The organism is Lysinibacillus sp. CD3-6, assembly GCF_006351725.2.
GTDB lineage: Bacteria > Bacillota > Bacilli > Bacillales_A > Planococcaceae > Lysinibacillus.
Window position 1 is genome coordinate 2111581 of record NZ_CP085880.1, and the last position, 20504, is coordinate 2132084.

18 protein-coding genes are annotated in these 20504 nt (G+C 36.4%); 15 read left to right on the forward strand and 3 right to left on the reverse strand.

The window, feature by feature from the left end:
• The first annotated feature begins 156 nt into the window (after positions 1-156).
• From FH508_RS10175 to FH508_RS10190, 4 genes are all read left to right on the forward strand, one after another.
• The gene (locus tag FH508_RS10175) at positions 157-1515 is read left to right on the forward strand and encodes a PepSY-associated TM helix domain-containing protein (RefSeq protein WP_172771218.1); all 1359 of its coding nucleotides are present in this window, start codon (positions 157-159) and stop codon (positions 1513-1515) included.
• 229 nt (positions 1516-1744) lie between these two features.
• Complete coding sequence (locus FH508_RS10180) at positions 1745-2830, forward strand: hypothetical protein (RefSeq protein WP_172771219.1); 1086 nt, start codon at positions 1745-1747, stop codon at positions 2828-2830.
• Between the two features lie 131 nt (positions 2831-2961).
• Positions 2962-3927 (forward strand): quinone oxidoreductase family protein, encoded by a 966-nt coding sequence (locus tag FH508_RS10185; protein ID WP_172771220.1) that lies wholly within the window; start codon positions 2962-2964, stop codon positions 3925-3927.
• A gap of 141 nt (positions 3928-4068) precedes the next feature.
• Complete coding sequence (locus tag FH508_RS10190; RefSeq protein ID WP_172771221.1) at positions 4069-4686, forward strand: NUDIX hydrolase; 618 nt, start codon at positions 4069-4071, stop codon at positions 4684-4686.
• A 79-nt stretch (positions 4687-4765) separates the two neighbouring features.
• Here the strand turns inward: FH508_RS10190 and FH508_RS10195 are convergent, their stop codons facing one another.
• Complete coding sequence (locus FH508_RS10195; protein WP_228134475.1) at positions 4766-5476, reverse strand: class I SAM-dependent methyltransferase; 711 nt, start codon at positions 5474-5476, stop codon at positions 4766-4768.
• Between the two features lie 688 nt (positions 5477-6164).
• Between FH508_RS10195 and FH508_RS10200 the strand changes: the two genes are divergently transcribed.
• Positions 6165-6758, forward strand: coding sequence for a YdeI/OmpD-associated family protein (locus FH508_RS10200; RefSeq protein WP_172771222.1), 594 nt, complete (start codon positions 6165-6167; stop codon positions 6756-6758).
• Positions 6759-6973: 215 nt separating this feature from the next.
• On the opposite strand, the gene FH508_RS10205 is transcribed toward FH508_RS10200, so the two are convergent.
• Complete coding sequence (locus FH508_RS10205) at positions 6974-8017, reverse strand: NAD(P)/FAD-dependent oxidoreductase (protein ID WP_172771924.1); 1044 nt, start codon at positions 8015-8017, stop codon at positions 6974-6976.
• A gap of 148 nt (positions 8018-8165) precedes the next feature.
• On the opposite strand from FH508_RS10205, the gene FH508_RS10210 reads away from it, so the two are divergent.
• From FH508_RS10210 to FH508_RS10250, 9 genes are all read left to right on the forward strand, one after another.
• The gene (locus tag FH508_RS10210; protein WP_172771223.1) at positions 8166-8954 is read left to right on the forward strand and encodes an ABC transporter ATP-binding protein; all 789 of its coding nucleotides are present in this window, start codon (positions 8166-8168) and stop codon (positions 8952-8954) included.
• Between the two features lie 13 nt (positions 8955-8967).
• Complete coding sequence (locus FH508_RS10215; RefSeq protein ID WP_172771224.1) at positions 8968-9894, forward strand: iron-hydroxamate ABC transporter substrate-binding protein; 927 nt, start codon at positions 8968-8970, stop codon at positions 9892-9894.
• Positions 9895-9919: 25 nt separating this feature from the next.
• Positions 9920-10921, forward strand: a complete 1002-nt coding sequence (locus FH508_RS10220; RefSeq protein ID WP_172771225.1) for a FecCD family ABC transporter permease — start codon at positions 9920-9922, stop codon at positions 10919-10921.
• Positions 10914-11921 carry a FecCD family ABC transporter permease gene (locus tag FH508_RS10225; RefSeq protein WP_172771226.1) on the forward strand — a complete coding sequence of 336 codons (1008 nt, stop codon included), beginning with the start codon at positions 10914-10916 and terminating at the stop codon, positions 11919-11921. The genes FH508_RS10220 and FH508_RS10225 overlap by 8 nt, the downstream gene beginning before the upstream one ends.
• Before the next feature lie 125 nt (positions 11922-12046).
• Positions 12047-12472, forward strand: coding sequence for a MarR family winged helix-turn-helix transcriptional regulator (locus FH508_RS10230; RefSeq protein ID WP_228134476.1), 426 nt, complete (start codon positions 12047-12049; stop codon positions 12470-12472).
• 12 nt (positions 12473-12484) lie between these two features.
• A complete protein-coding gene (locus tag FH508_RS10235; protein ID WP_172771228.1) occupies positions 12485-13681 on the forward strand; it encodes an MFS transporter in 1197 nt (398 codons plus the stop codon).
• Positions 13682-13847: 166 nt separating this feature from the next.
• A complete protein-coding gene (gene efeO, locus FH508_RS10240; RefSeq protein ID WP_172771229.1) occupies positions 13848-14714 on the forward strand; it encodes an iron uptake system protein EfeO in 867 nt (288 codons plus the stop codon).
• A 6-nt stretch (positions 14715-14720) separates the two neighbouring features.
• Positions 14721-15980: an iron uptake transporter deferrochelatase/peroxidase subunit gene (gene efeB / locus FH508_RS10245; RefSeq protein ID WP_172771230.1), complete on the forward strand. Its 1260-nt coding sequence runs from the start codon at positions 14721-14723 to the stop codon at positions 15978-15980.
• Positions 15955-17673 (forward strand): FTR1 family iron permease, encoded by a 1719-nt coding sequence (locus tag FH508_RS10250; RefSeq protein WP_172771231.1) that lies wholly within the window; start codon positions 15955-15957, stop codon positions 17671-17673. The genes efeB and FH508_RS10250 overlap by 26 nt, the downstream gene beginning before the upstream one ends.
• 41 nt (positions 17674-17714) lie before the next feature.
• Here FH508_RS10250 and FH508_RS10255 read toward each other — a convergent pair whose 3' ends face one another.
• Positions 17715-18590 (reverse strand): pentapeptide repeat-containing protein, encoded by an 876-nt coding sequence (locus FH508_RS10255; protein ID WP_172771232.1) that lies wholly within the window; start codon positions 18588-18590, stop codon positions 17715-17717.
• A 256-nt stretch (positions 18591-18846) separates the two neighbouring features.
• On the opposite strand from FH508_RS10255, the gene FH508_RS10260 reads away from it, so the two are divergent.
• The gene (locus FH508_RS10260; RefSeq protein WP_172771233.1) at positions 18847-20439 is read left to right on the forward strand and encodes a PucR family transcriptional regulator; all 1593 of its coding nucleotides are present in this window, start codon (positions 18847-18849) and stop codon (positions 20437-20439) included.
• Positions 20440-20504 lie beyond the last annotated feature (65 nt).

Below are 20504 nucleotides of genomic sequence, written 5' to 3' on the forward strand. Positions count from 1 at the left end.
TAACACAACCTGATTTACAGGATGTTAAGTAGCCTTTTAATATTTAAAGTAACCATGCTTAGACTTTTTTTCCTTTTTCTCTAGGACTTCATTCTTATTTCACTTTTATTTTATATAATAAATTTGCTTTTATTATAATAGATTGGGGAACAAGAGATGAAAAATGCAACTTATTCAGGTTTTTGGCGAATGCATTTTTATGCTGCATTATTTATTACACCACTTCTAATCACACTCACACTTAGTGGCATTGGCTATTTGTTTTATACCGATGTAGAAAATCAATTATATGACGATTATTTTTTTGGTAGTAGTAAAAAAACAGAAGCATTAACAATTGATGAAGGTGTTCAACAGGCAGAAGCGGCATTTTCAAGCTATACGACGACTAAAATTATTGAATTAGAAGAACCTTACAATACACGTTTAACGATGACAAATGCCAAGGGTGATCAAAGATATTTATTTTTAGATGAAAATAATCAAATCGTTGGTTATCAAGATCCGACATATACATTTTCGAATGTGTTAAGAAGCTTGCACAGCTCTTTATTTTTAGGTGGAACTGTAGTCAATTACTTAGTAGAATTGGCTGCCTGTTGGGCAATCTTTTTACTACTATCTGGTCTGTATATGACTTTTAAAGGAAAAGTGTTAAAGAAAGCGAAACAGGCGAATAAACGACAAAACAATAGAAGATGGCATGCACTGATTGGAACGATTATAACAATTCCGATGATTGTTCTTATTTTTACAGGCTTACCTTGGTCGGCATTTATGGGGAATTTTATTTATTCAGCATCACAAGCAAATCCGTCAATTGGAACGCCATTATTACAACAACAACCGCCTACTTCAGATATGAGTGAAATTCCGTGGGCAACACGTAAAGAAGAGGCACCATCTTCTTCTAAACATGCGCATCATGGGATGGGAGCAGTAAATGTAAGTCGAAATCCAAATCAAATGAATGTCGCTAGTTTACAACAACAAATAGAGGCAAATGGGGTTACAAAGCCATATTCCATTATTTATCCGACAAGTGATGATGGTGTATTTACAGTAGCAAAATCAAGTAACACAGGTGTAACAGGACTTGATGTTAGTCCTTATGAGGAAATGACTAGCTACTTTGACCAATACAGTGGCGAATTTATTTCTAAGGTTAGCTATGATGATTATGGTATTTTAGCTAAATGGTTTACTTGGGGTATTCCGTTGCATGAAGGACACTTATTTGGTTGGCCAAATAAGTTATTAAACTTAGTTGTTTGTATAGCATTTTTAGGTGTGATTTTCTGGGGATTCCGAACATGGTTGCTGCGCAAGAAAAAAGGCTTACTATCAGCACCACCTCAATTATCTCAGAAAATATCAATTCCTTTAATCATTGTTATAATTATTTTAGGTATCATTATGCCGCTATTTGGCATATCTTTAATTGTCGTCGCATTGCTTGAGCTAGCGATGAAAATGAAAAGGAAAAATAAGCCCACAGTAAGTGATTTGAACTAAAATTTACATGATCGATAGTATGCTTGGATTAAGACCAAGCATACTATTTTTTTGTTTTTAACCATTTTATCCATTTAAATTAAATGAAATCGTTGGAAAGTAACAAGAAACATCTTTACGTATAACAATCGTGTAGGGTGGGCAAGAATGGAAATTGAAGAAGGTAAACGATTGTACATTTCGAAAAGGTCTAAGTGCGAGAAAAATTACTTGAAGGGGAGTTATGACAATGACTAAAAGACTAAGCATAATCGCGCCTATTTTGTTAACAGTAACATTCACGATATCAGGGTGTAATTTTTTCAATAAACAAACGGAACAAAAGGAAGGGCAAACACAACAAGAGGCGAAAAAAGATGTGAAACAAACGGAACAAATTACAGAAATAAAGCCATTAAACATTATGACATTACAAGTAACTTTTGCTGAACCATTATCAGAAGAAGATGTGAAAGTAGAAAATTTAGAGACAATAAAAAAAGACTTCTCATTCAATCATGATTTAAGTATCGTCAATGTGCCTCGATTAAAAATAGGGGCTAAAAGTACGTATATAGTACCAGTCACTATTCAGAAGGCAGGAACTAACTACACACTAAGATACAAAAGTGGAGAAACGACTGCGTTTGATGCCAGCGATGAATTAATAAATATTAGCCAAGCGAAACAAGTTACAAGTGATACGTTTGAAATTGAATCATTTAAAGATGAAGGTGTAACAGATTACTCAAATATTATAGAGGCATATAAAGAGGCTAGAGGTGATCTTTCATTCCAAGTGAATGAGGAAAATCAGGACGAAAAAGGCAAGCAATATCAGGTTATTTCCTCATTGCGTGATCGTGTCGTTACACTGACAGCAGGGAATGGGGAGAAAATACAGGCAAATTATGTACTGTTTACACAAGCGGCAGATGGAAGACAAGCACCAAAATTCCGCTTACCAGAAGGAAAAGCATTAAAGTCGGGAATGGAATATACGGTAACAGCTGACTGGGCAGTACTTAAAAATCCTAGGTTCACGGCGACTGAAATAGCACCTTTAACAATTCAGTCGCTAGAATCGATAGATGCCACATCATTCCAAGTGACACTTGATAAAGATCCAGGCATGGAATTATTTGCAGGTCGCAGTATAGAATTACAGGCTGAAGATGGCTCGACATTACAAGCTCAATATCGATATTCATCTCGTAAAGGAGCTGTTGGGATATTTGATGTAAAGGAGGAAACATTGAAGGCAGGCGGTACTTATAAAGTACTACCAATTAACAATTGGGCAACTGCCGATAATGTTACTTTAACAGCGAAGTAAAAAGTGAAGAAGTCAGTAGTGAATCAATTCGCTACTGGCTTTTTTATGGTTTATGTCAAGCATAAAGAGTTGTATTGACCTTTTTCTTTAGCGTAATATGGTGCTACATACATTGAATAAGGGGTTAAATAATGAAAGCATTAGTTTTTGAAACATTTGGCGGTCCAGAAGTATTACAATATAAGGAAATAGCGGATCCAATCATTACAACTAACGAAGTTCTCGTACGAACGAAGGCGATTGGATTAAATTTTGCTGATATTTATCGACGTAAAGGCAATTACCATTTAGCAGGTCAGCCTCCATTTATTTTAGGATATGAAGGTGCGGGTGTTGTTGAAAAGGTAGGCGCAAATATTCACAATATCCAAGTAGGTGATCGTATAGCATTTGCAGATGTTCCATTTGCGAATGCAGAGTTCGTGGCAGTACCACTAGATAAAGTAATTTTATTACCAAATGAAATTTCTTTTGAAACGGCGGCTGCGGTTTTATTACAAGGCTTAACTGCGCAATATTTAGTGACAGATAGCTATGCCATTCAACAAGGAGATACAGTCCTAATTCATGCAGCGGCAGGTGGCGTTGGTCAAAACTTAATACAAATGGCTAAGTTAAAAGGTGCTAATGTAATCGGTCTTACATCTTCAAAAGAAAAAGCAAAAGTAGCATATGCCATCGGTGCAGACCAGGTCTTTTTATATGAAGAACCGTGGGTACAAAAAGTGAAGGAAAATACTAATGGTCAAGGAGCTCATGTTGTATACGAATCGGTAGGCTCTACACTGCTAGATAGTTTAGAGGCAACTAAAATCGGCGGAACCGTCGTATTTTTTGGTATGTCGGGAGGAGATCCTGTGGCGGTAGATCCTCGTCTGCTAATGGATACATCGAAAACATTAACTGGGGGAGACCTTTGGAATGTTTTAACTTCCTTTGAGGAAAGAAAAATACGGTCACAACAACTATTTGAATGGATTACAGAGGGCCATATAAAAATTGCTAAGCCGACCATTTTTGCCCTTCAAGACGGTGCACAGGCACATGTTTTACTGGAAAGTCGTAAAAGTATTGGGAAAATTTTATTACAGCCTTAAACGCAGATGGGGGATTGCATGCCCCTCTGCATTTTTATTGTAACTATCTTAAATAAAAGTTTGAATATGATAGCCTTTATCCAACTATCTATTCATGTTACGATAAAGTAGAATATAAACTATTGAGGTGAGCACAATCTCATGTTTCTAGATAAATTGAAGCATCATTTACAGCAAAATCAGCCATTATTTATAGGAGAGGACACAGCGTTTCGTTCAGCGGTATTAATCCCATTAGTTCAAGTGAATGGTGAATGGCATATTCTTTTTGAAGTGCGTTCATTGACAATGAGAAAACAACCTGGCGATATTAGTTTTCCAGGTGGTCGAATTGACGCCTCCGATGCATCACCATTAGCAGCCGCGTTACGAGAAACATACGAAGAGTTAGGCATTGATCCGAAAACGGTTCAAGTTATAGGACAATTAAGTCCCTATATTTCATCTTCCTCATTTGTTACATATCCATTTGTGGCCATTGTAGATTTCAATGAAATCATTCATTCCTATAACAAAGATGAAGTCGAAGAAGTATTTACAGTACCAGTTAATTGGTTATTGCAACATGAACCTTATATGCATTTAGTATCTATTGAACCAGTACCTTCCTTAGACTTTCCTTTTGACAAAATTTTCAATGGAGCACAGTACAACTGGAGAACGCGAGCTATGGAAGAATGGTTTTATGATTATGAACAATATACCATTTGGGGTTTAACTGCTAGAATTTTAAAACATTTTATCGCAATGATTAAATAAAGGTTACACTAACTCGAATAATTCAAAAAGACTTAAAAAAGCGTATGATTTTCGCACAAGGCAAATCATACGCTTTTAGCTATTTCGTACAACTGTAAATACGATAATCTAATATGCCATCATATTTTAAATTCATTTCAATGTGTTGATTCATCACATCATAAAGTTCACGTTCGATATTTTGTGAGTGCTGAAACTCAGGAGAGGAAGAAAGCGATTGTTGATTTTTACGTATACGAATTGTTTGAAATCCAGCATCGTTAAAAAGAGCAACCCAATCTTTTTTTAATAATAATGTGTCGAAACCGTAAAATTGTTCAATTTCATCCATACTCTTTTTATCTAACATTTGATTCATAGTAAATTCTATTGCAATGAACCGACCGCCGTATTTCAATAATCGATAAATTTCATCGAGCGCTTTAGACTTGTTGACAAAGGAAAGTACAGATTCAGAAATAATCAAATCAAATTGCTTATCGCGTAAAGGAATTTGTTCGATTGAAGCTTCTATAATGTTGACTGGTAGGTGATATTTCTTCATTCTGTTTTGAGCTTTAGCTACCATGATTGAATTGAAATCTATGCCAGTAACAAAAGCTTTATATGTGGAGGCTAAATAGGCAGCAGTTTGGCCTGTACCACAGCCTACATCTAATATTTGAGAAGTATTGCTTATGTTTTCAGCTCTTAAAAGTTCCTTCGTCAGTGCCATACCACCAGGGTGGGCACCCCCAACACCAAATTTGGATAAAAAGTCTAAATATTTGGATTTTTGTATATCAAACACCTTCTTTATTGTTCTTATTTGTATAATATGAAAATAAAAATAGTATGGTTCCTAGAAGGACATAGGACGGACTATATGATAAAAAGCAAACTACAACGTAGCAATTTAGTTATTTCAATATGTTTAAGTAGCAGTTATTTATACTATTAATTTTTATAAACAACTTCAAAAGTCTAAACGAAAAAAATATCCTAACGTATAATATATAAACGTTTTTGTATAGGAGGTGAATTGATGCCATATTATTCGCCGAATCCTAGAAGGAGGCCAGTTCCACGAAGATATAGACAAAATTATAATCCTATGATTCAAAGTATGCGTCCACAACCTAATTCGTTCAATAATCAACAACCTCGAAATTCTCGGTTTGGAAACTTAGCAGAAAATTTCAGCGCAATGAAAGGCCATGCGGACACTATTACGAGTGGAGTTAATATGCTTAGGCAAATGGGATCATTATTAAGTCTATTTAGATAGTTATATGTAGATAAGGATTCAGTAAAGGGCAGATTACAATGTATTACACTTATAAAGAGGATATGACGTTTAGTTTAGCAACGTATATTCTCTTTTTTTTATTTAAATCAATAGACAGCACCTTAATGAATGACTTATTATTAATCAATTGATAATTGAACAAATTAATTTTGATTGTAGTAGGTTGAAAAATATAGAGGGGTGTTCGTTGATGACAACAATTAAACCAAATCCGAAAGTGGATGAATTTTTAAGTAAAGCGAAGACATGGAAAGCAGAATATGAAGTATTAAGAACTATTGCACTTGATAGTGGATTGACAGAAGAATTTAAATGGATGCACCCTTGTTATACATTGGACAACAAGAACGTTTTCTTAATACATGGTTTTAAAGAATATTGTGCATTGTTATTCCATAAAGGTGCGTTGTTAAAGGATCCAAAAGGGATTCTTATTCAACAAACGGAAAATGTACAAGCGGCACGCCAAATTCGCTTTACAAATGTGCATGAAATCATTGAAATGGAAAGCGACTTAAAAGCCTATATTGAACAAGCAATAGAAGTTGAAAAGGCAGGCTTAGCTGTGGCATTTAAAAAGAAGGAAGATTTTGAAATTCCAGAAGAACTGCAAACGAAATTCAATGAACTACCTGCTTTAAAAATAGCTTTTGAAGCATTAACGCCTGGACGACAAAGAGCGTATATTTATTATTTTTCACAGGCGAAGCAAGCCAAAACACGTCTGTCTAGGATTGAAAAATATACGCAACAAATTCTTGATGGTAAGGGAATGAATGATTAGAATAGCGTAACTTTGCTCAGAAAGTAAAAGGCTAGGATATACTTTAAATTTCACCATGTTTTCAGAAGACTCTTCATCGCTGGTAAAACACTAGAAATCGCCGATAGAAGTCTGATAATCGCCAGTAAACCTACAGAAATCGCTCATCAATGTGTGCAGCAAAAAAGTGTTAGATTGATGGCAGTCAATCTAACACTTTACCTTTTTGGTCCGAATTATCTAACCAAGCTGTTTTCGATAATAGAGCGATTTTTTTCTTTAAAGATTTCATTATGTGAAGATACGACTGCATGACGATTAGCGGTCGGTTCTAAATACGTTTTAATAGAATTGACAGCATTAGCAGCGTCTTGGAATGTGCCTAGTAGAAGATGAATTTTCCCTTCGAATGATAAAATATCTCCTGCTGCGAAAATACCTGGTTGGGCTGTTTCACCTGTTGCTTTTCCTTCAAAATAATAGTCGTCCTTTTTAGGAAGTGAGATTGCCTCGTCAAATGTAAGAGATGCTTCACGGTTATAGCCATGACTTACAATGACTTCATCCACTTGACGTGTGTAGCTCTGCTTTGTTTGAGAATTTTCGCAAGTGACAAATTCAATGGCTGTCTTATCTGTATTTGCAGTTAGCTTTGTAATTGTCGTGTTACATTCAATTTGAACGCCAGCATCTAGCGCTTCTTGTATTGTCGCTTCATGTGCGGAGAGCGTGTCCTTACGATATACAACAGTTACGTTTTTAGCGATAGGGCTAAGCTCCACGGCCCAGTCAATGGCAGCATTACCGCCGCCAGAAATAATGATGTCTTTATCGACAAAACGTTTATATGACTGGACGGTATAGTGCAAATTAGACATTTCGTATTTTTCAGCACCTTCTAGTGTCAGTTTTTGAGGGTTAATAATGCCCCCACCGACTGCTAATAGAATTGTTTTTGAATAATGTTTTTCCCCTTGTGCTGTATGTAAAACAAACTTTTCACCAAGACGTTCAATAAAGTCAACCTTTGTATCCGTTATGATAGTTGGATCGAATGTTTTGGCTTGTGCAATTAATTGTTTGACAAACTGCCCACCTAAAATAGGAGGGTGACCACCAATATCCCAAATTAACTTTTCTGGATAAAGTAACACCTTTCCACCTAACTGTTCTTGGCTCTCTATTAATTTAGTTTTTAGGCCTCTTAACCCACTGTAAAAAGCACTATATAAGCCCGCAGGCCCACCACCTATAATCGTTACATCGTATAAATCTTGCACTTGCATCGTCACATCCTTGAAAAATATTAAAAAGTATTTGACAAATACTTATTGGAAAACTAGACTATCTTTAGTGATAATGATTATCAATGTCGCTTTTGATGTTATCATATCATGTGTATTAGTAAAAAGAAAGAGAGGGTATGTTTTGCGTTTACAAATTGAATCGATCCGTGTTGGCTATGAGAACAAAACCATAGTGCATGACTTATCATTACAAATTCCAGATGGAAAAATAACGACAATTATTGGATCTAATGGCTGTGGTAAATCTACACTTTTAAAAGCAATTACGAGAATTTTAAAGCATGACAGTGGTAGCGTCATATTAGATGGTCAAAATATTTCCAAAATGCATACGAAAGATTTGGCGAAAGAGCTAGCTATTTTGCCACAAAGTCCTGAAAGTGCTCACGGTTTAACGGTAGAGGAGCTTGTGTCCTACGGTCGATTTCCATATCAAAAGGGGTTTGGCAATTTATCGCAAAAAGATAAAGATGTCATTGATTGGTCCCTAAAGGTTACAAAAACAGATGCTTTTCGTCAGCAGGCAGTAGATGCTTTGTCTGGTGGACAACGCCAGCGTGTATGGATTGCAATGGCATTAGCACAAGAAACGGATATTATTTTTTTAGACGAGCCAACAACTTATTTAGATATGGCACATCAATTAGAAGTTTTAGAATTGTTAAGCAAGCTAAATGAAGAGGAAGGTCGCACAATTGTCATGGTGCTCCATGATTTAAATCAAGCAGCGCGTTTTTCTGATTATATTGTAGCGCTTTCACAAGGAGAGCTCGTGAAATTCGGTACTGCGGAAGAAGTTATTGTACCTGAAGTATTACAAAAAGTATTTCATATCGATGCAGTTATTGGAAAAGATCCACGAACAGACAAACCGATGTGCATTACATATAACTTATTACAAACAACTTAAAGGGGATATATAAATGAAAAAGTGGCTTTTACCAATGTTTATGATTGTCGTGCTTGTACTTGCAGCGTGCGGCAACAAAGAAGACAATGCAAAGAAAGAAGATGAAGGCGCAAATGAGTCATCATCAGCGGAAACAATTACTTATCAATCCGAAACAGGTCCTATTGAAGTACCAGCGAATCCTAAACGTGTAGTCGTATTATCATCATTTGTTGGGCATTTATTGCAACTTGGTGTAAATGTTGTAGGGATTGATTCGTGGGCGGCAGATAATCCGAACTTTAAAGATGCAATTAAAGATGCAGTAGTCGTTGAAAATACGGATATTGAAAAAATTATTGAGCTTGATCCAGATTTAATCATTGGTTTAAATGGGATTGAAAATGCCGATAAACTAGCAGAAATTGCACCTACTGTACTATTCACTTATGGTAAAGTCGATTATTTACAGCAATTTATTGAAATTGGTAAAGTCGTAAACAAAGAAGAAGAAGCAACAAAATGGGTAGCAGATTTTAAAGAACGCGCTGCTGATTTAGGTACAAAAATCAAAGCGAAAATCGGTGAAGATGCAACAGTTACGGTTGCGGAAATGTTTAATAAACAAATGTATGTGTATGGCGATAATTGGGGACGTGGCACAGAAATTTTATATCAAGAAATGGGCTTGAATATGGCTGAAAAAGTGAAAGAAGATGCTTTAAAACCAGGTTATTTTGCTATTTCTACTGAAGTTTTAAATGAATACGCTGGCGACTATGTAATCTTTAGTACGTTTAATGGCGATAATACTTCTATTGAAAATGCTGGATGGTATAAAGATTTAGAAGCAGTAAAAAACGGTCATTTATTTGAAGTGAATGGTAACGCATTTTACTTTAATGATCCTATTACTTTAGAATATCAACTAGAATTCTTTAAAGAGAAGTTTTTACAATAATTTCAATAGAGAGTAGCGAAGGCAAATGACAAAGTTTCGACATTTTCCGTTTTGGCTTCAGCTGTTACTATCACTGCTCGTTTTAGCAGTGACAGTAACCATCTCGCTATGTATTGGCGCTGCGAATACGAGTATTCAAGATGTTTATCAAGCGATTGTTGGACAAGATGGGGGCAAGCATTACGCTATTTTACGTGAGATTCGATTTCCGCGTATTATTGCTGCTATTTTTGTTGGTAGTGCACTCGCAGTTGCTGGAGCTATTATGCAGGGCGTCACAAGAAATGCTTTAGCAGATCCAGGGCTTCTTGGTCTTACAGCAGGAGCAAATGCTGCTTTAGCCTTAACGATGGCGGTTATTCCAAATTCCTCGTATTATGTACTAATTTTCGCATGCTTTATTGGTGCGGGTATAGGGATGATTATTGTATATAGTATTGGTGCATCTACAAAGGGTGGCTTTTCTCCACTAAAGCTAGTTTTAGCTGGTGCTGCAGTTTCGGCTCTTTTACAAGCAGTTGCTGATGGAACGGGGATATTATTTAAAATTGCAAAAGATGTATCGATGTGGACAAGTGGTGGTTTAATCGGCACTACGTGGCAAGCTTTAATCATTGTACCTGTAATTGTAATAGGTTTAGGGATTGCGTTTATATTTAGCAGACAGCTAACGATTTTAAGTTTAAATGAAGAGGTAGCTGTCGGCTTAGGTCAGAAAACAGCAGTGATTAAAGGGATTATGATGTTCGTAGTGGTTATTCTTGCGGGGGCCGCTGTAGCGCTTGTAGGGAATCTAGCGTTTATTGGCTTAATGGTGCCACATATTGTCCGTGCTTTAGTTGGTACAGATTATCGTTTTGTTTTACCGATGTGTGCTCTTGTAGGTGGTTGGTTAATGGTTGCTGCAGATTTTGTAGCCCGCATGGTGAATGCACCGTATGAAACGCCTGTAGTAGCCGTTATTTCAATTATTGGCCTTCCATTCTTCTTACTACTTGTACGTAAGGGAGGTCGTCAGTTTGCTTAAAGCTGCACAAAAAAAACAACGAATTTGGCTACTTATTTGGCTAGTGCTAACATTATTTATTTTTGTAATGGGCATTTCACTTGGCGCAGCTTCGGTGTCTATTAATCGTATTCTTCCTATATTGTTTGGTGATGGTACTTTTAAAGAATCCTTTGTGTTGTTTTCAGTTCGCCTGCCAAGGATATTTATACTCGCACTAGCAGGCATGGCTTTAGCATTAGCAGGAGCTGTTTTACAGGGGGTCACACGTAATGATTTAGCAGACCCTGGTATTATTGGTATCAATGCTGGTGCAGGGGTGGGAATCACTATTTTTTATTTATTTGTCCATGGTGATTTACCAAATTTTGCGTACATATTGCCAGTAGTAGGATTTTTCAGTGCGATCTTAACGGCCCTTAGTATTTACTTTTTTTCATATAAGCGTAGTCAAGGTGTTCAACCTGTAAAGCTAATTTTAATCGGGGTAGGTGTGGCATCTGCATTATCAGGTGTAATGATGTTGTTAATTTCCTCGGCTGAGCGCTCAGATGTACAGTTTATCGCACAATGGCTTGCTGGAAGTGTATGGGGAACGGATTGGCCATTTGTATGGGCATTACTACCATGGCTAGTCATATGTATACCATTCATTTTTTATAAAGCAAATGTTTTAAATGTACTAGCAATGACAGAGCAAACAGCAATTGGGTTGGGTGTAAATATTGCTAAAGAGCGACTACAATTATTAATGGTGGCAGTTGCCCTTGCAGCAGCTGCCGTATCGGTAACAGGGGGCATTGCGTTTATCGGCTTAATGGCACCACATATTGCCAAGCAGCTTGTTGGCCCCCGCTATCAATTCTTTTTACCCATAACATTATTTATAGGTGCTTGTTTATTAATGCTAGCAGATACAATAGGACGTGTGGCTATTTCAACTGCCACTGTGCCTGCAGGCATCGTTGTCGCATGTATCGGTGCACCTTATTTTTTATATTTATTAAGAAAAAACGACTGAATGGCTTGCGCTGTTCAGTTTTTTTGTTCAGAAAGACTTGTCAAACATAGATATGTAGCATAATTAAACCTAGACAAATGCTATGATTTGTTATATAGTTAGCTAGGCTAACTAATTAAGGAGTGATGATCTTGACGATTGAACAGCAATTTTTTAATGAATTTCGTTTAATGTACCGTCCGTTTACGAATCAACTCAACAAGCAGTTGGAACAATATCAATTATATAGCTCTCAGTGGGCCGTTTTACGTTTCTTAGTCGATAAAGGTCCGCATTCACTAGTTGAAATTGCGAACTTTATGTCTATTGAAAAGCCAAGTGTAACAAGGCTTGTACAAAAGCTAGTAGACCTAGGTTATGTGGAGACGGTAGCTGGAAAAGATAAGCGAGCAAAAGTTGTACAATTAACGCCAAATGGTCAAAAAATCGTGGACGAAATCCAAGAGCATATAAAACCATTTTTAGAAAACGCATTAGCTGGTGTATCGAAACAAGATATTGAAATTGCTTCTCGAGTTTTAGCAAGCATAAGTAAAAACATTCATCAGTAGGAGAGGAAACAAGTGGAAGCAACTAGACAGAAACTATGGACAAAAGACTTTTTAATCGTTTCACTTATTAATTTTACGATTACGTTAATTTTTTATTTATTGATGGTAACAATAGCTGGCTATGCGGTGGAGAAATTTGACGCATCAACAAGTACAGCAGGGCTTGTGTCGAGTATTTTTATTATCGGGACGCTTTTTGGACGTCTTGGCACAGGTCGAATTATCGGGGATTGGGGCAGTAAAAAAACATTATTTGTTGGATTATTATTATTTATGTTATCTACGATGTCTTATTTTATCGCCTTAAATTTACCATTCCTTATGCTGAATCGTTTAGTACAGGGGATAGCGCTAGGTATAGCAAGTACAGCAACAGGTACAATTATTGCACAAATTTTACCACCAGAACGACGTGGTGAAGGGATAGGCTATTACAGCTTAAGTGCTATTTTAGCAACGGCAATTGGTCCATTTATCGGCATATTATTAACACAGTTATTTGAAGATTATCGAATGATTTTTGCGGTAGATTCAGTATTAGCAATTATTTGCTTTATGATGTATTTTATTGTGAAAGTGCCAGGTGCACCAAAAAATATGAAAGCAGCTGGGGAGAAAGCAGGCTTTAAGCTATCTAACTTTATCGAAATGCGTGCAGTACCGATTGCTTTTGTAGCGCTTGTTATCGGCTTTGCGTATTCAGGTGTTATGTCGTTTATGACGTTCTACGCAAAAGAGCTCAATTTAGTAACAGCAGGTAGTTATTTCTTTATCGTTTATGCCATCGTAATTTTAGCTACTCGACCATTTACTGGAAAATTACTTGACTCAAGAGGAGCCAATATTATTATTTATCCTTGTCTTGTGTTATTTGCAATCGGTATGTATGCATTTAGCTCAGCAACAAGCACTGGTGTATTTTTAATAGCTGCAGCTTTTATTGGAATTGGTTATGGTAATTTCAACTCAGTCGCACAAGCAATAGCTATTAAGGTTACACCAAATGAACGTTTAGGACTTGCAACTTCGACGTATTTCATTTTATATGATTTAGGATTAGGTATAGGGCCTTATTTCTTAGGATTTTTTGTACCGACGATGGGGTATAGTGCCATTTTCTTAGCGATGGTAGCAGTTATTATTATTTCAATTGTGCTTTATTATTTCTTATATGGAAAAGATGAAAAGATAAAACAAGTCAATATTTAGTAGATTAGAATCATTATATTGTAGAAAAGGCGTTATTTTGCTAGTTGGAAATAAAATTCAACTGCAAAATGACGTTTTTTTCTTAAGTTAAAAATACTTCTTGCAATCACATATGATAATGATTATCATTCACGTTAGAGACTAATTCGGGAAGTAGGTATTTAGCATGAAACATAAATCATTATTATCAGTATTAGTAGCAGGCGGCATTTTAATGGCGGGCTGTGGTAATTCAGAGGAAGTAAAAAAAGAAGAGAAACCAGCAACAGAACAAGCAGAACAAGCTGTAGCGGTAGATTTATCTACTGAACTATCAGCCTATCAACAATTTGCATTAGAGCAAATGGATCAATTTTTGCTAGATACTGAAAAGTTTGTGAATCTATTCAAAGCAGGGGATATTGAAGGCGCGAAAGCAGCGTATGCTCCAGCACGTATGTACTTTGAGCGATCTGAACCAATCGCAGAAAGCTTCGGTGATCTTGACCCTCGTATCGATGGTCGTTTAGCAGATATCGAAGAAGAGGGCAAAGGCAAAGAAGAATGGACAGGTTACCATAAGCTTGAGTATGCGCTTTGGGTAGAAAATAAAACAGAAGGCTATGAAGCGGTGGCAGACCAGCTACTTGCTGACGCGAAAGAATTACATGCACTCGTTCAAACAGTAGAAGTAACGCCAGATTTAATGATTACAGGTGCTGTTGATTTGTTGAACGAAGTATCTACTTCAAAAATTACTGGAGAAGAAGAAATTTATTCACATACGGACCTATATGATTTTAAAGCGAATATTGAAGGTGCAGAAAAAATCTTTGAAATTCTTCGTTCTAAATTAGAAGCTAAAGACAAAGATTTAGTCACTACGTTAGATGAAAAATTCAAAGCGGTAGACGATTTATTAGCTCAACATGCCACAACTGATGGTGGCTATATTTCTTACGAAGAATTAACAGAAGAAAATACAAAAGCACTTGCAGCTGCGGTGAACCAGTTAGGTGAACCACTAAGTCAAATGGGCATTATTTTGGAGTGATATAGAATGACATCGTCAAAAGATGATAAATGGGTCAATAAAAAGATATCTCGCCGCGATATGTTAAAGCTAACAGGCATGGGTGTGGCTGGTATTGCTATTGGTGCTTCTGGCTTTGGTGGGGTAATGAAAGCGATGGGCTATGATGTTTTCGAGCCTGTCGCAGATAGTACTACTGCAAAGAATAAAGTTAACTTTTATGGTAAGCATCAGGCTGGCATAACGACCCCCGTTCAAAAAAATATTTATTTTGCTTCTTTATCTGTTCTTGTAACGTCAAAAGAAGAGCTACAAGAGTTGTTCAAAAAATGGACACCTCTTGTTGTTCGTTTAATGAATGGCGAATTAATGGTAGATTTAACAACCAATACAAGAGTGCCTACAGGTGATACAGGAGAGGCAGAGGGCTTGGATGCTTCAAATTTATCAATTACGATAGGTGTTGGTCCATCTTTATTTGATAAGCTTGGTATGGCTCATTTAAAACCAGCAGAATTAGCTGATTTACCACATTTCCCAAAAGATCAGCTACAAAAGGAATATACAGGAGGAGACCTTTGTATTCAAGCATGTGCAGACGATCCACAAGTGGCATTCCATGCTGTCCGTAATTTAGTGCGTGCTGCTTCAGGTAAAGTGGAAATTAAATGGTCACAAGCAGGGTTTAACTCATTCCCAGCAACGGGAGGTACACCTCGCAATTTATTCGCATTCAAGGATGGTACAGTTAATCCTTCAATTTCGGATGAACAAGACTTAAATAAAGTCGTGTGGGTCGATAAAGGCTGGTTAAAGGGTGGCTCTTATTTAGTTGCTCGGAAAGTACAAATGCATCTTGAAACATGGGATCGTACATCTTTAAAGGATCAGGAAGCAACGTTTGGGCGCAATCGCGATAGTGGTGCCCCATTAGGTAAAACAAAGGAATTTGATGATTTCGATATAGAAGAAAAAGATAGCAAGGGCGAGTATATTATGCCTGATACATCACATGTCCATCTAGCACGTAAATCAGGTGCTCGCATATTACGCCGTTCTTATTCATACGCATCTGGTGTGATGTCGAATACAGGTACACATGATGCAGGACTAGTGTTTATCTCTTTCCAAAAAGATCCAGCGCAATTTACAACGATTCAAAATAGTTTAGGTCGAATGGATAAAATGAATGAATACATTACCCATCGAGGCAGTGCAGTGTTTGCTTGCTTCCCTGGAGTACAAAAGGGGAGTTACTTAGGTGAAGCACTTTTTAATGCGCTGTAGTATGATCGTATGTTTATTAATGGTACTTACGGTCCCTGTACAGGCAGCTGAATCTTATAGTCACTTATACATTTCAATTAGTGACGCGCTAATGAATACAAAGCAAGACAAGGATGCAGAAGCACAGCGGGCACTTGAACAATTCGCAACAGATTGGTCTTCCGTTGCATCGGAACAGACTGAAGCGAAAAGAGAGGTCGATAAAGTACTAGAGCAAGCTGTAAAAGCTTCTTCGAAAGAAGAGCGTTTAACGGCATTGTCTGCACTTTCAAATGCTTTACGTGCGCTAGAAAAGCTTGAAAATCCAGTTGATGAATCAGAGCAACGTGCTGACTTTGGGACAAAAATGAAACCAATTATGGCTACGTTTGAACAAGCACTGGCAACTGGTGATATTCCCACGATTGACGCTGCGTACAAAGAGTTTAATATTAAATGGAATAAAAATGAAAGACCAGTTCGTGAACAAAGTATTGCGATGTACGGTCAAATTGAAACGCAAATGGCCTTTTTACGTATAACAATTTCTTCAGAAGAGCCTGATGTGGCTTTGATGCAATCACAATATACAGAATTAAAAAAAACAATCGAAAATTTTGTAGCAGGTAAGGATACAGCAGAAGTTGTAGAGGGTGACTATTCTTTAGCTTCTTTAATTGCATATATTGATGAAGCCAATGATCTAATTGATGAAGGAAACTACAAAGCTGCATCCGATAAAATACGTGAATTTATTACAATTTGGCCAAGTGTGGAAATAGAAATTTCAACTCGCAATGGCAGTCTTTATACAAAGATTGAAAGCGATATGCCGATTCTAGTAAGCGACCTATTAAAGTCCAAGGTTGATGTCAAAGGCATTAAAAGTAAGCTTGATCAATTCCGTACTGAAATTGAATTAATTCAAGGGAATTCAGATTATACCATTTGGGATTCTGCATTAATTTTACTGCGTGAGGGCTTAGAGGCATTACTAATTATTTTGGCATTAGTGTCATTTTTAAATAAATCTGGGCAAAAATCGTTACGTAAATGGATTTATGTAGGAGCATTAGCTGGGATATTAATTTCAGCAGTAGCAGCCGTTCTAATGTCTACGATTTTCAATTCAGCAACGGTCGATGCGAACCGAGAAGTGATGGAAGGTTATGTAGGTCTTGTTGCTGCTGCGATGATGATAGGTGTCGGTATTTGGCTTCATAGTAAATCAAGTGTCGCAAGCTGGAACCGTTATATATCTAAACAAATGGGCAACGCCATTTCAAGTGGATCTGTATTTGCGATGGCATCTGTCAGCTTTTTATCGGTGTTCCGTGAAGGGGCAGAAACGCTTGTTTTCTACGCTGGAATTGCACCGAAAATGCCGACTTCGCAATTTATACTCGGTATTATTTTGGCACTTGTCATTTTAGCCATCATAGCAATTATCTTATTTAAAGCAAGTGGTAAAATTGCCATTCATAAGCTTTTTGCCGTGGCGACAGTGCTAATTTATGTGTTGGCATTTAAAATTATCGGTGTTAGCTTGCATACATTGCAACTTAGAGATAGTGTATCAACGACAATCGTTGACGGTCTGCCAGTTATTAGCTTTATTGGCTTCTACCCAACCATTGAAACAATCATAGGGCAAGCCATTTTGCTTGTGCTAGTAATAGCGACGATTTTTTATAAAAAGAAGCAAGCGAAGTAACGAAAAGGGACAGATTGAAGTAGATTCTTCTAGTCTGTCCTTTATTTTTTATTGTGCCAATGTGTCGGTATCCTTAAATAATAAGGTAGTTTTGTTTCGCAATTACCTACGGTAGAATTGATTTGCATTTGCGTTAAAAACATCGCAGTAGAAAGATTTGCACCACTTATATTGGCATCTCGTAAATCTGCACCGATAAAATCGACTCCTCTTAAATCTGCATTTTGCATGTTTGCAGCTATTAAATAGGCACCACGAAAATCCGTTGCTCTTAAATCTTTCCCCTCTAAATTTTTACCTATCCAATTAACCCCACGGTGACTAGTCTTGCGTCCATGTTTTTTACCTAACGTGGTAATTACAAGCTTATTACGAATATGTTCACTTGTCTCTAACAGTAAGTCATTTATAGGTATTCGAATAAGAGAGATATTGATAGATAATAATGCTTCTACATCTAATTTGGATAAATGTTGCAGCGTCTGTAACTGCTCATTTAGTTTATCGGTTAGAAGCTGAGAGATTTCATAAGACATTGCCTCTGTTATATAGGCAATCATTTCATAGACTTGTTCCATAATAGGGAATACACGAAACATGTTATCCGCGATTTCAGGGGTACGTCGCCAATCTTGACCATGAAATGTCGATTGTGAAACCCATTGCCCTGCTCCTAAACAATCATATACAGTGCATCCTTTAAAACCTTTGTTTCTAAGCTCACTATGAATTTGACAGGTAAAGTTAGATTGCAGATTTGGACATGGTAAACCAGCTTGTTTTTGAATAGCAAAATCGCTAGAGGCTACAATATTGAGTGCGGTACAGCATAAGCCAAAACAGTTTTGACAGTCTGCTTGCATGCTTTTACGTAAATCATGACCAATGGAATTACGGATTTTTATTCCCTCTGACATAGACATTTTCCTCACTTATTTTCTGAATTTACTTATGATTCTACCATTAAATAACTTTTAATGGATATTTTTTCGATTGGAAGACGTCTACTTTTAAATGGTGACATAGTGTAATAATTGTGTGAACTTCTTGAAAAATGTCTATTTTTGAAACATTGTGTCGAATGTGATACTCTTTTTCATAAGGTATCGACTTTTGTGATGCCTGTATTGATTCATAGAGTGTAAATTTTTAACAAAGTAGTGGTGAAGGAATATGGGAGTAACAGTAAACGATTTACTGCAATTACCATCATTTAGAGGAGCAGAAGTATTAACTGGTCGAAATAATCTAAATCGAACGGTTTCCTCTTTATCTGTTTTAGAAGTTTCAGATGGAGATTTTTGTTCGAAGATTGTCCAAACAGTGCAAGAAGAGTGGTATGCGGAAGAACTAGTCATTAGCTCTTTTTTTTCCATTCGAGATAGTGTGGAAAAACAATGTGATACCATTCAATATTTACATGACCTAGGAGAATTAGGTTTAATATTATATTATGTCGGTATCGTTTTACCTGAAATCCCAAAGGAAGTACTACAATTAGCAGATTCACAAGATTTTATTATTATTTGTATGCCCAAAAATGATTATTCATTAAGGTATAATGAGGTCATTTTTGAAGTGATGGAAACAATCATTAGTAATCAGGCAGTCAATGATCATTTCGTTAAAGAAACATTAGAAAAGGTGTCTTTACTACCAGAGCATTTACGAAGCGTTGAAATTACACTAAAAATGTTATCTGATCGTCTTAAAGCGAATATCGTCCTGACCAATACGAATTTTAATATTGTTAACCAAGTGATGTGGCCAAGAAATTCGTCTTTAGATGTATCGAAAGTAATTGAAGAATTTTCTCAAAGTCTTGTTAATCAAGACAAGGGGGAGCTAGACCTTTTAAATAAAGATATATCTTGTGTCATTGAATATAAACGTGTTCACCAAAAAAATGGCGAACTTCTGTATTTGTTCCTTATTAAAGAGAATTCGAAATTACCTGCAAAAACGATTGAAAAAATTAGTGAAGTGGTACAAGTAGCAATTAATCTATGGGGAGACAAACATGATGATGTTAGTGAGTATGCGTTAGTCAAAGCGATTATTAATGATGAAAGCGATAAAATGCGACGATTGGCCAATGTGCTTCATATAGATGTCTCTGCTGTTCAGATGATGTGGTTAGTAATGATTAATGATTTAACGAAAGAAAAAAGTATTCGAGATGAATTGGATGAACAGCTTTCAAAATATTATAAAACAAGAGTAATTCAATGTATTGATCATTGCATTATTGTTCTCTTAGGTAATTGTTTATATAAATATAATGAATTTGAAATGGCTATCGACTTTATTCAAACGACAAATTTCGATGCGCAAATAGATGAAGTTGTATATTCTCCGAAAATGAGAAATACGAAAGCAGTTAGACAAATGTATCAGTTAGTAAATCAAGTCGGCAACAAGGTCCATGCCATTTTTCCATTGCGCAAATTGTATACGGCTGCTGAAATAAGATCCATGAAGCGGGCAATCGATTTAAGTAAACAAGGGGAAGAGATGATTGAAGAATACTTGTCAGTCATTGAACCAATATTAAATGATGAAGAGTCGTTAAAAACATTGATGACGTTTTTATTAGATGCCAATGGAAGCTTTGATGATTGTAGTAAAATTTTATTTATCCATAAAAATACAGTCAAATATCGCATCAAAAAAATAAGTGAATTAATTGGCAATGATGTCACGATTTACTCGGAATTTTACGATGTTTATATGGCATGTATGCTCTATCGTTTAATAAATAATTAAAATAATCTGGAATTTTGTTCGAATTGACAAAATTTCAGATTATTTTTTTTATTTATGAAAAAGAC

What these genes read in the sequence shown, in the direction of transcription:
- FH508_RS10175 (WP_172771218.1), top strand. Translation starts at nt 157, where the DNA reads ATGAAAAATGCAACTTATTCAGGTTTTTGGCGAATGCATTTTTATGCT.
- FH508_RS10180 (WP_172771219.1), top strand. Translation starts at nt 1,745, where the DNA reads ATGACTAAAAGACTAAGCATAATCGCGCCTATTTTGTTAACAGTAACA.
- FH508_RS10185 (WP_172771220.1), top strand. Translation starts at nt 2,962, where the DNA reads ATGAAAGCATTAGTTTTTGAAACATTTGGCGGTCCAGAAGTATTACAA.
- FH508_RS10190 (WP_172771221.1), top strand. Translation starts at nt 4,069, where the DNA reads ATGTTTCTAGATAAATTGAAGCATCATTTACAGCAAAATCAGCCATTA.
- FH508_RS10200 (WP_172771222.1), top strand. Translation starts at nt 6,165, where the DNA reads ATGACAACAATTAAACCAAATCCGAAAGTGGATGAATTTTTAAGTAAA.
- FH508_RS10215 (WP_172771224.1), top strand. Translation starts at nt 8,968, where the DNA reads ATGAAAAAGTGGCTTTTACCAATGTTTATGATTGTCGTGCTTGTACTT.
- FH508_RS10220 (WP_172771225.1), top strand. Translation starts at nt 9,920, where the DNA reads ATGACAAAGTTTCGACATTTTCCGTTTTGGCTTCAGCTGTTACTATCA.
- FH508_RS10230 (WP_228134476.1), top strand. Translation starts at nt 12,047, where the DNA reads ATGATCTTGACGATTGAACAGCAATTTTTTAATGAATTTCGTTTAATG.
- efeO (WP_172771229.1), top strand. Translation starts at nt 13,848, where the DNA reads ATGAAACATAAATCATTATTATCAGTATTAGTAGCAGGCGGCATTTTA.
- efeB (WP_172771230.1), top strand. Translation starts at nt 14,721, where the DNA reads ATGACATCGTCAAAAGATGATAAATGGGTCAATAAAAAGATATCTCGC.
- FH508_RS10255 (WP_172771232.1), bottom strand. Translation starts at nt 18,590, where the DNA reads ATGTCAGAGGGAATAAAAATCCGTAATTCCATTGGTCATGATTTACGT.
- FH508_RS10260 (WP_172771233.1), top strand. Translation starts at nt 18,847, where the DNA reads ATGGGAGTAACAGTAAACGATTTACTGCAATTACCATCATTTAGAGGA.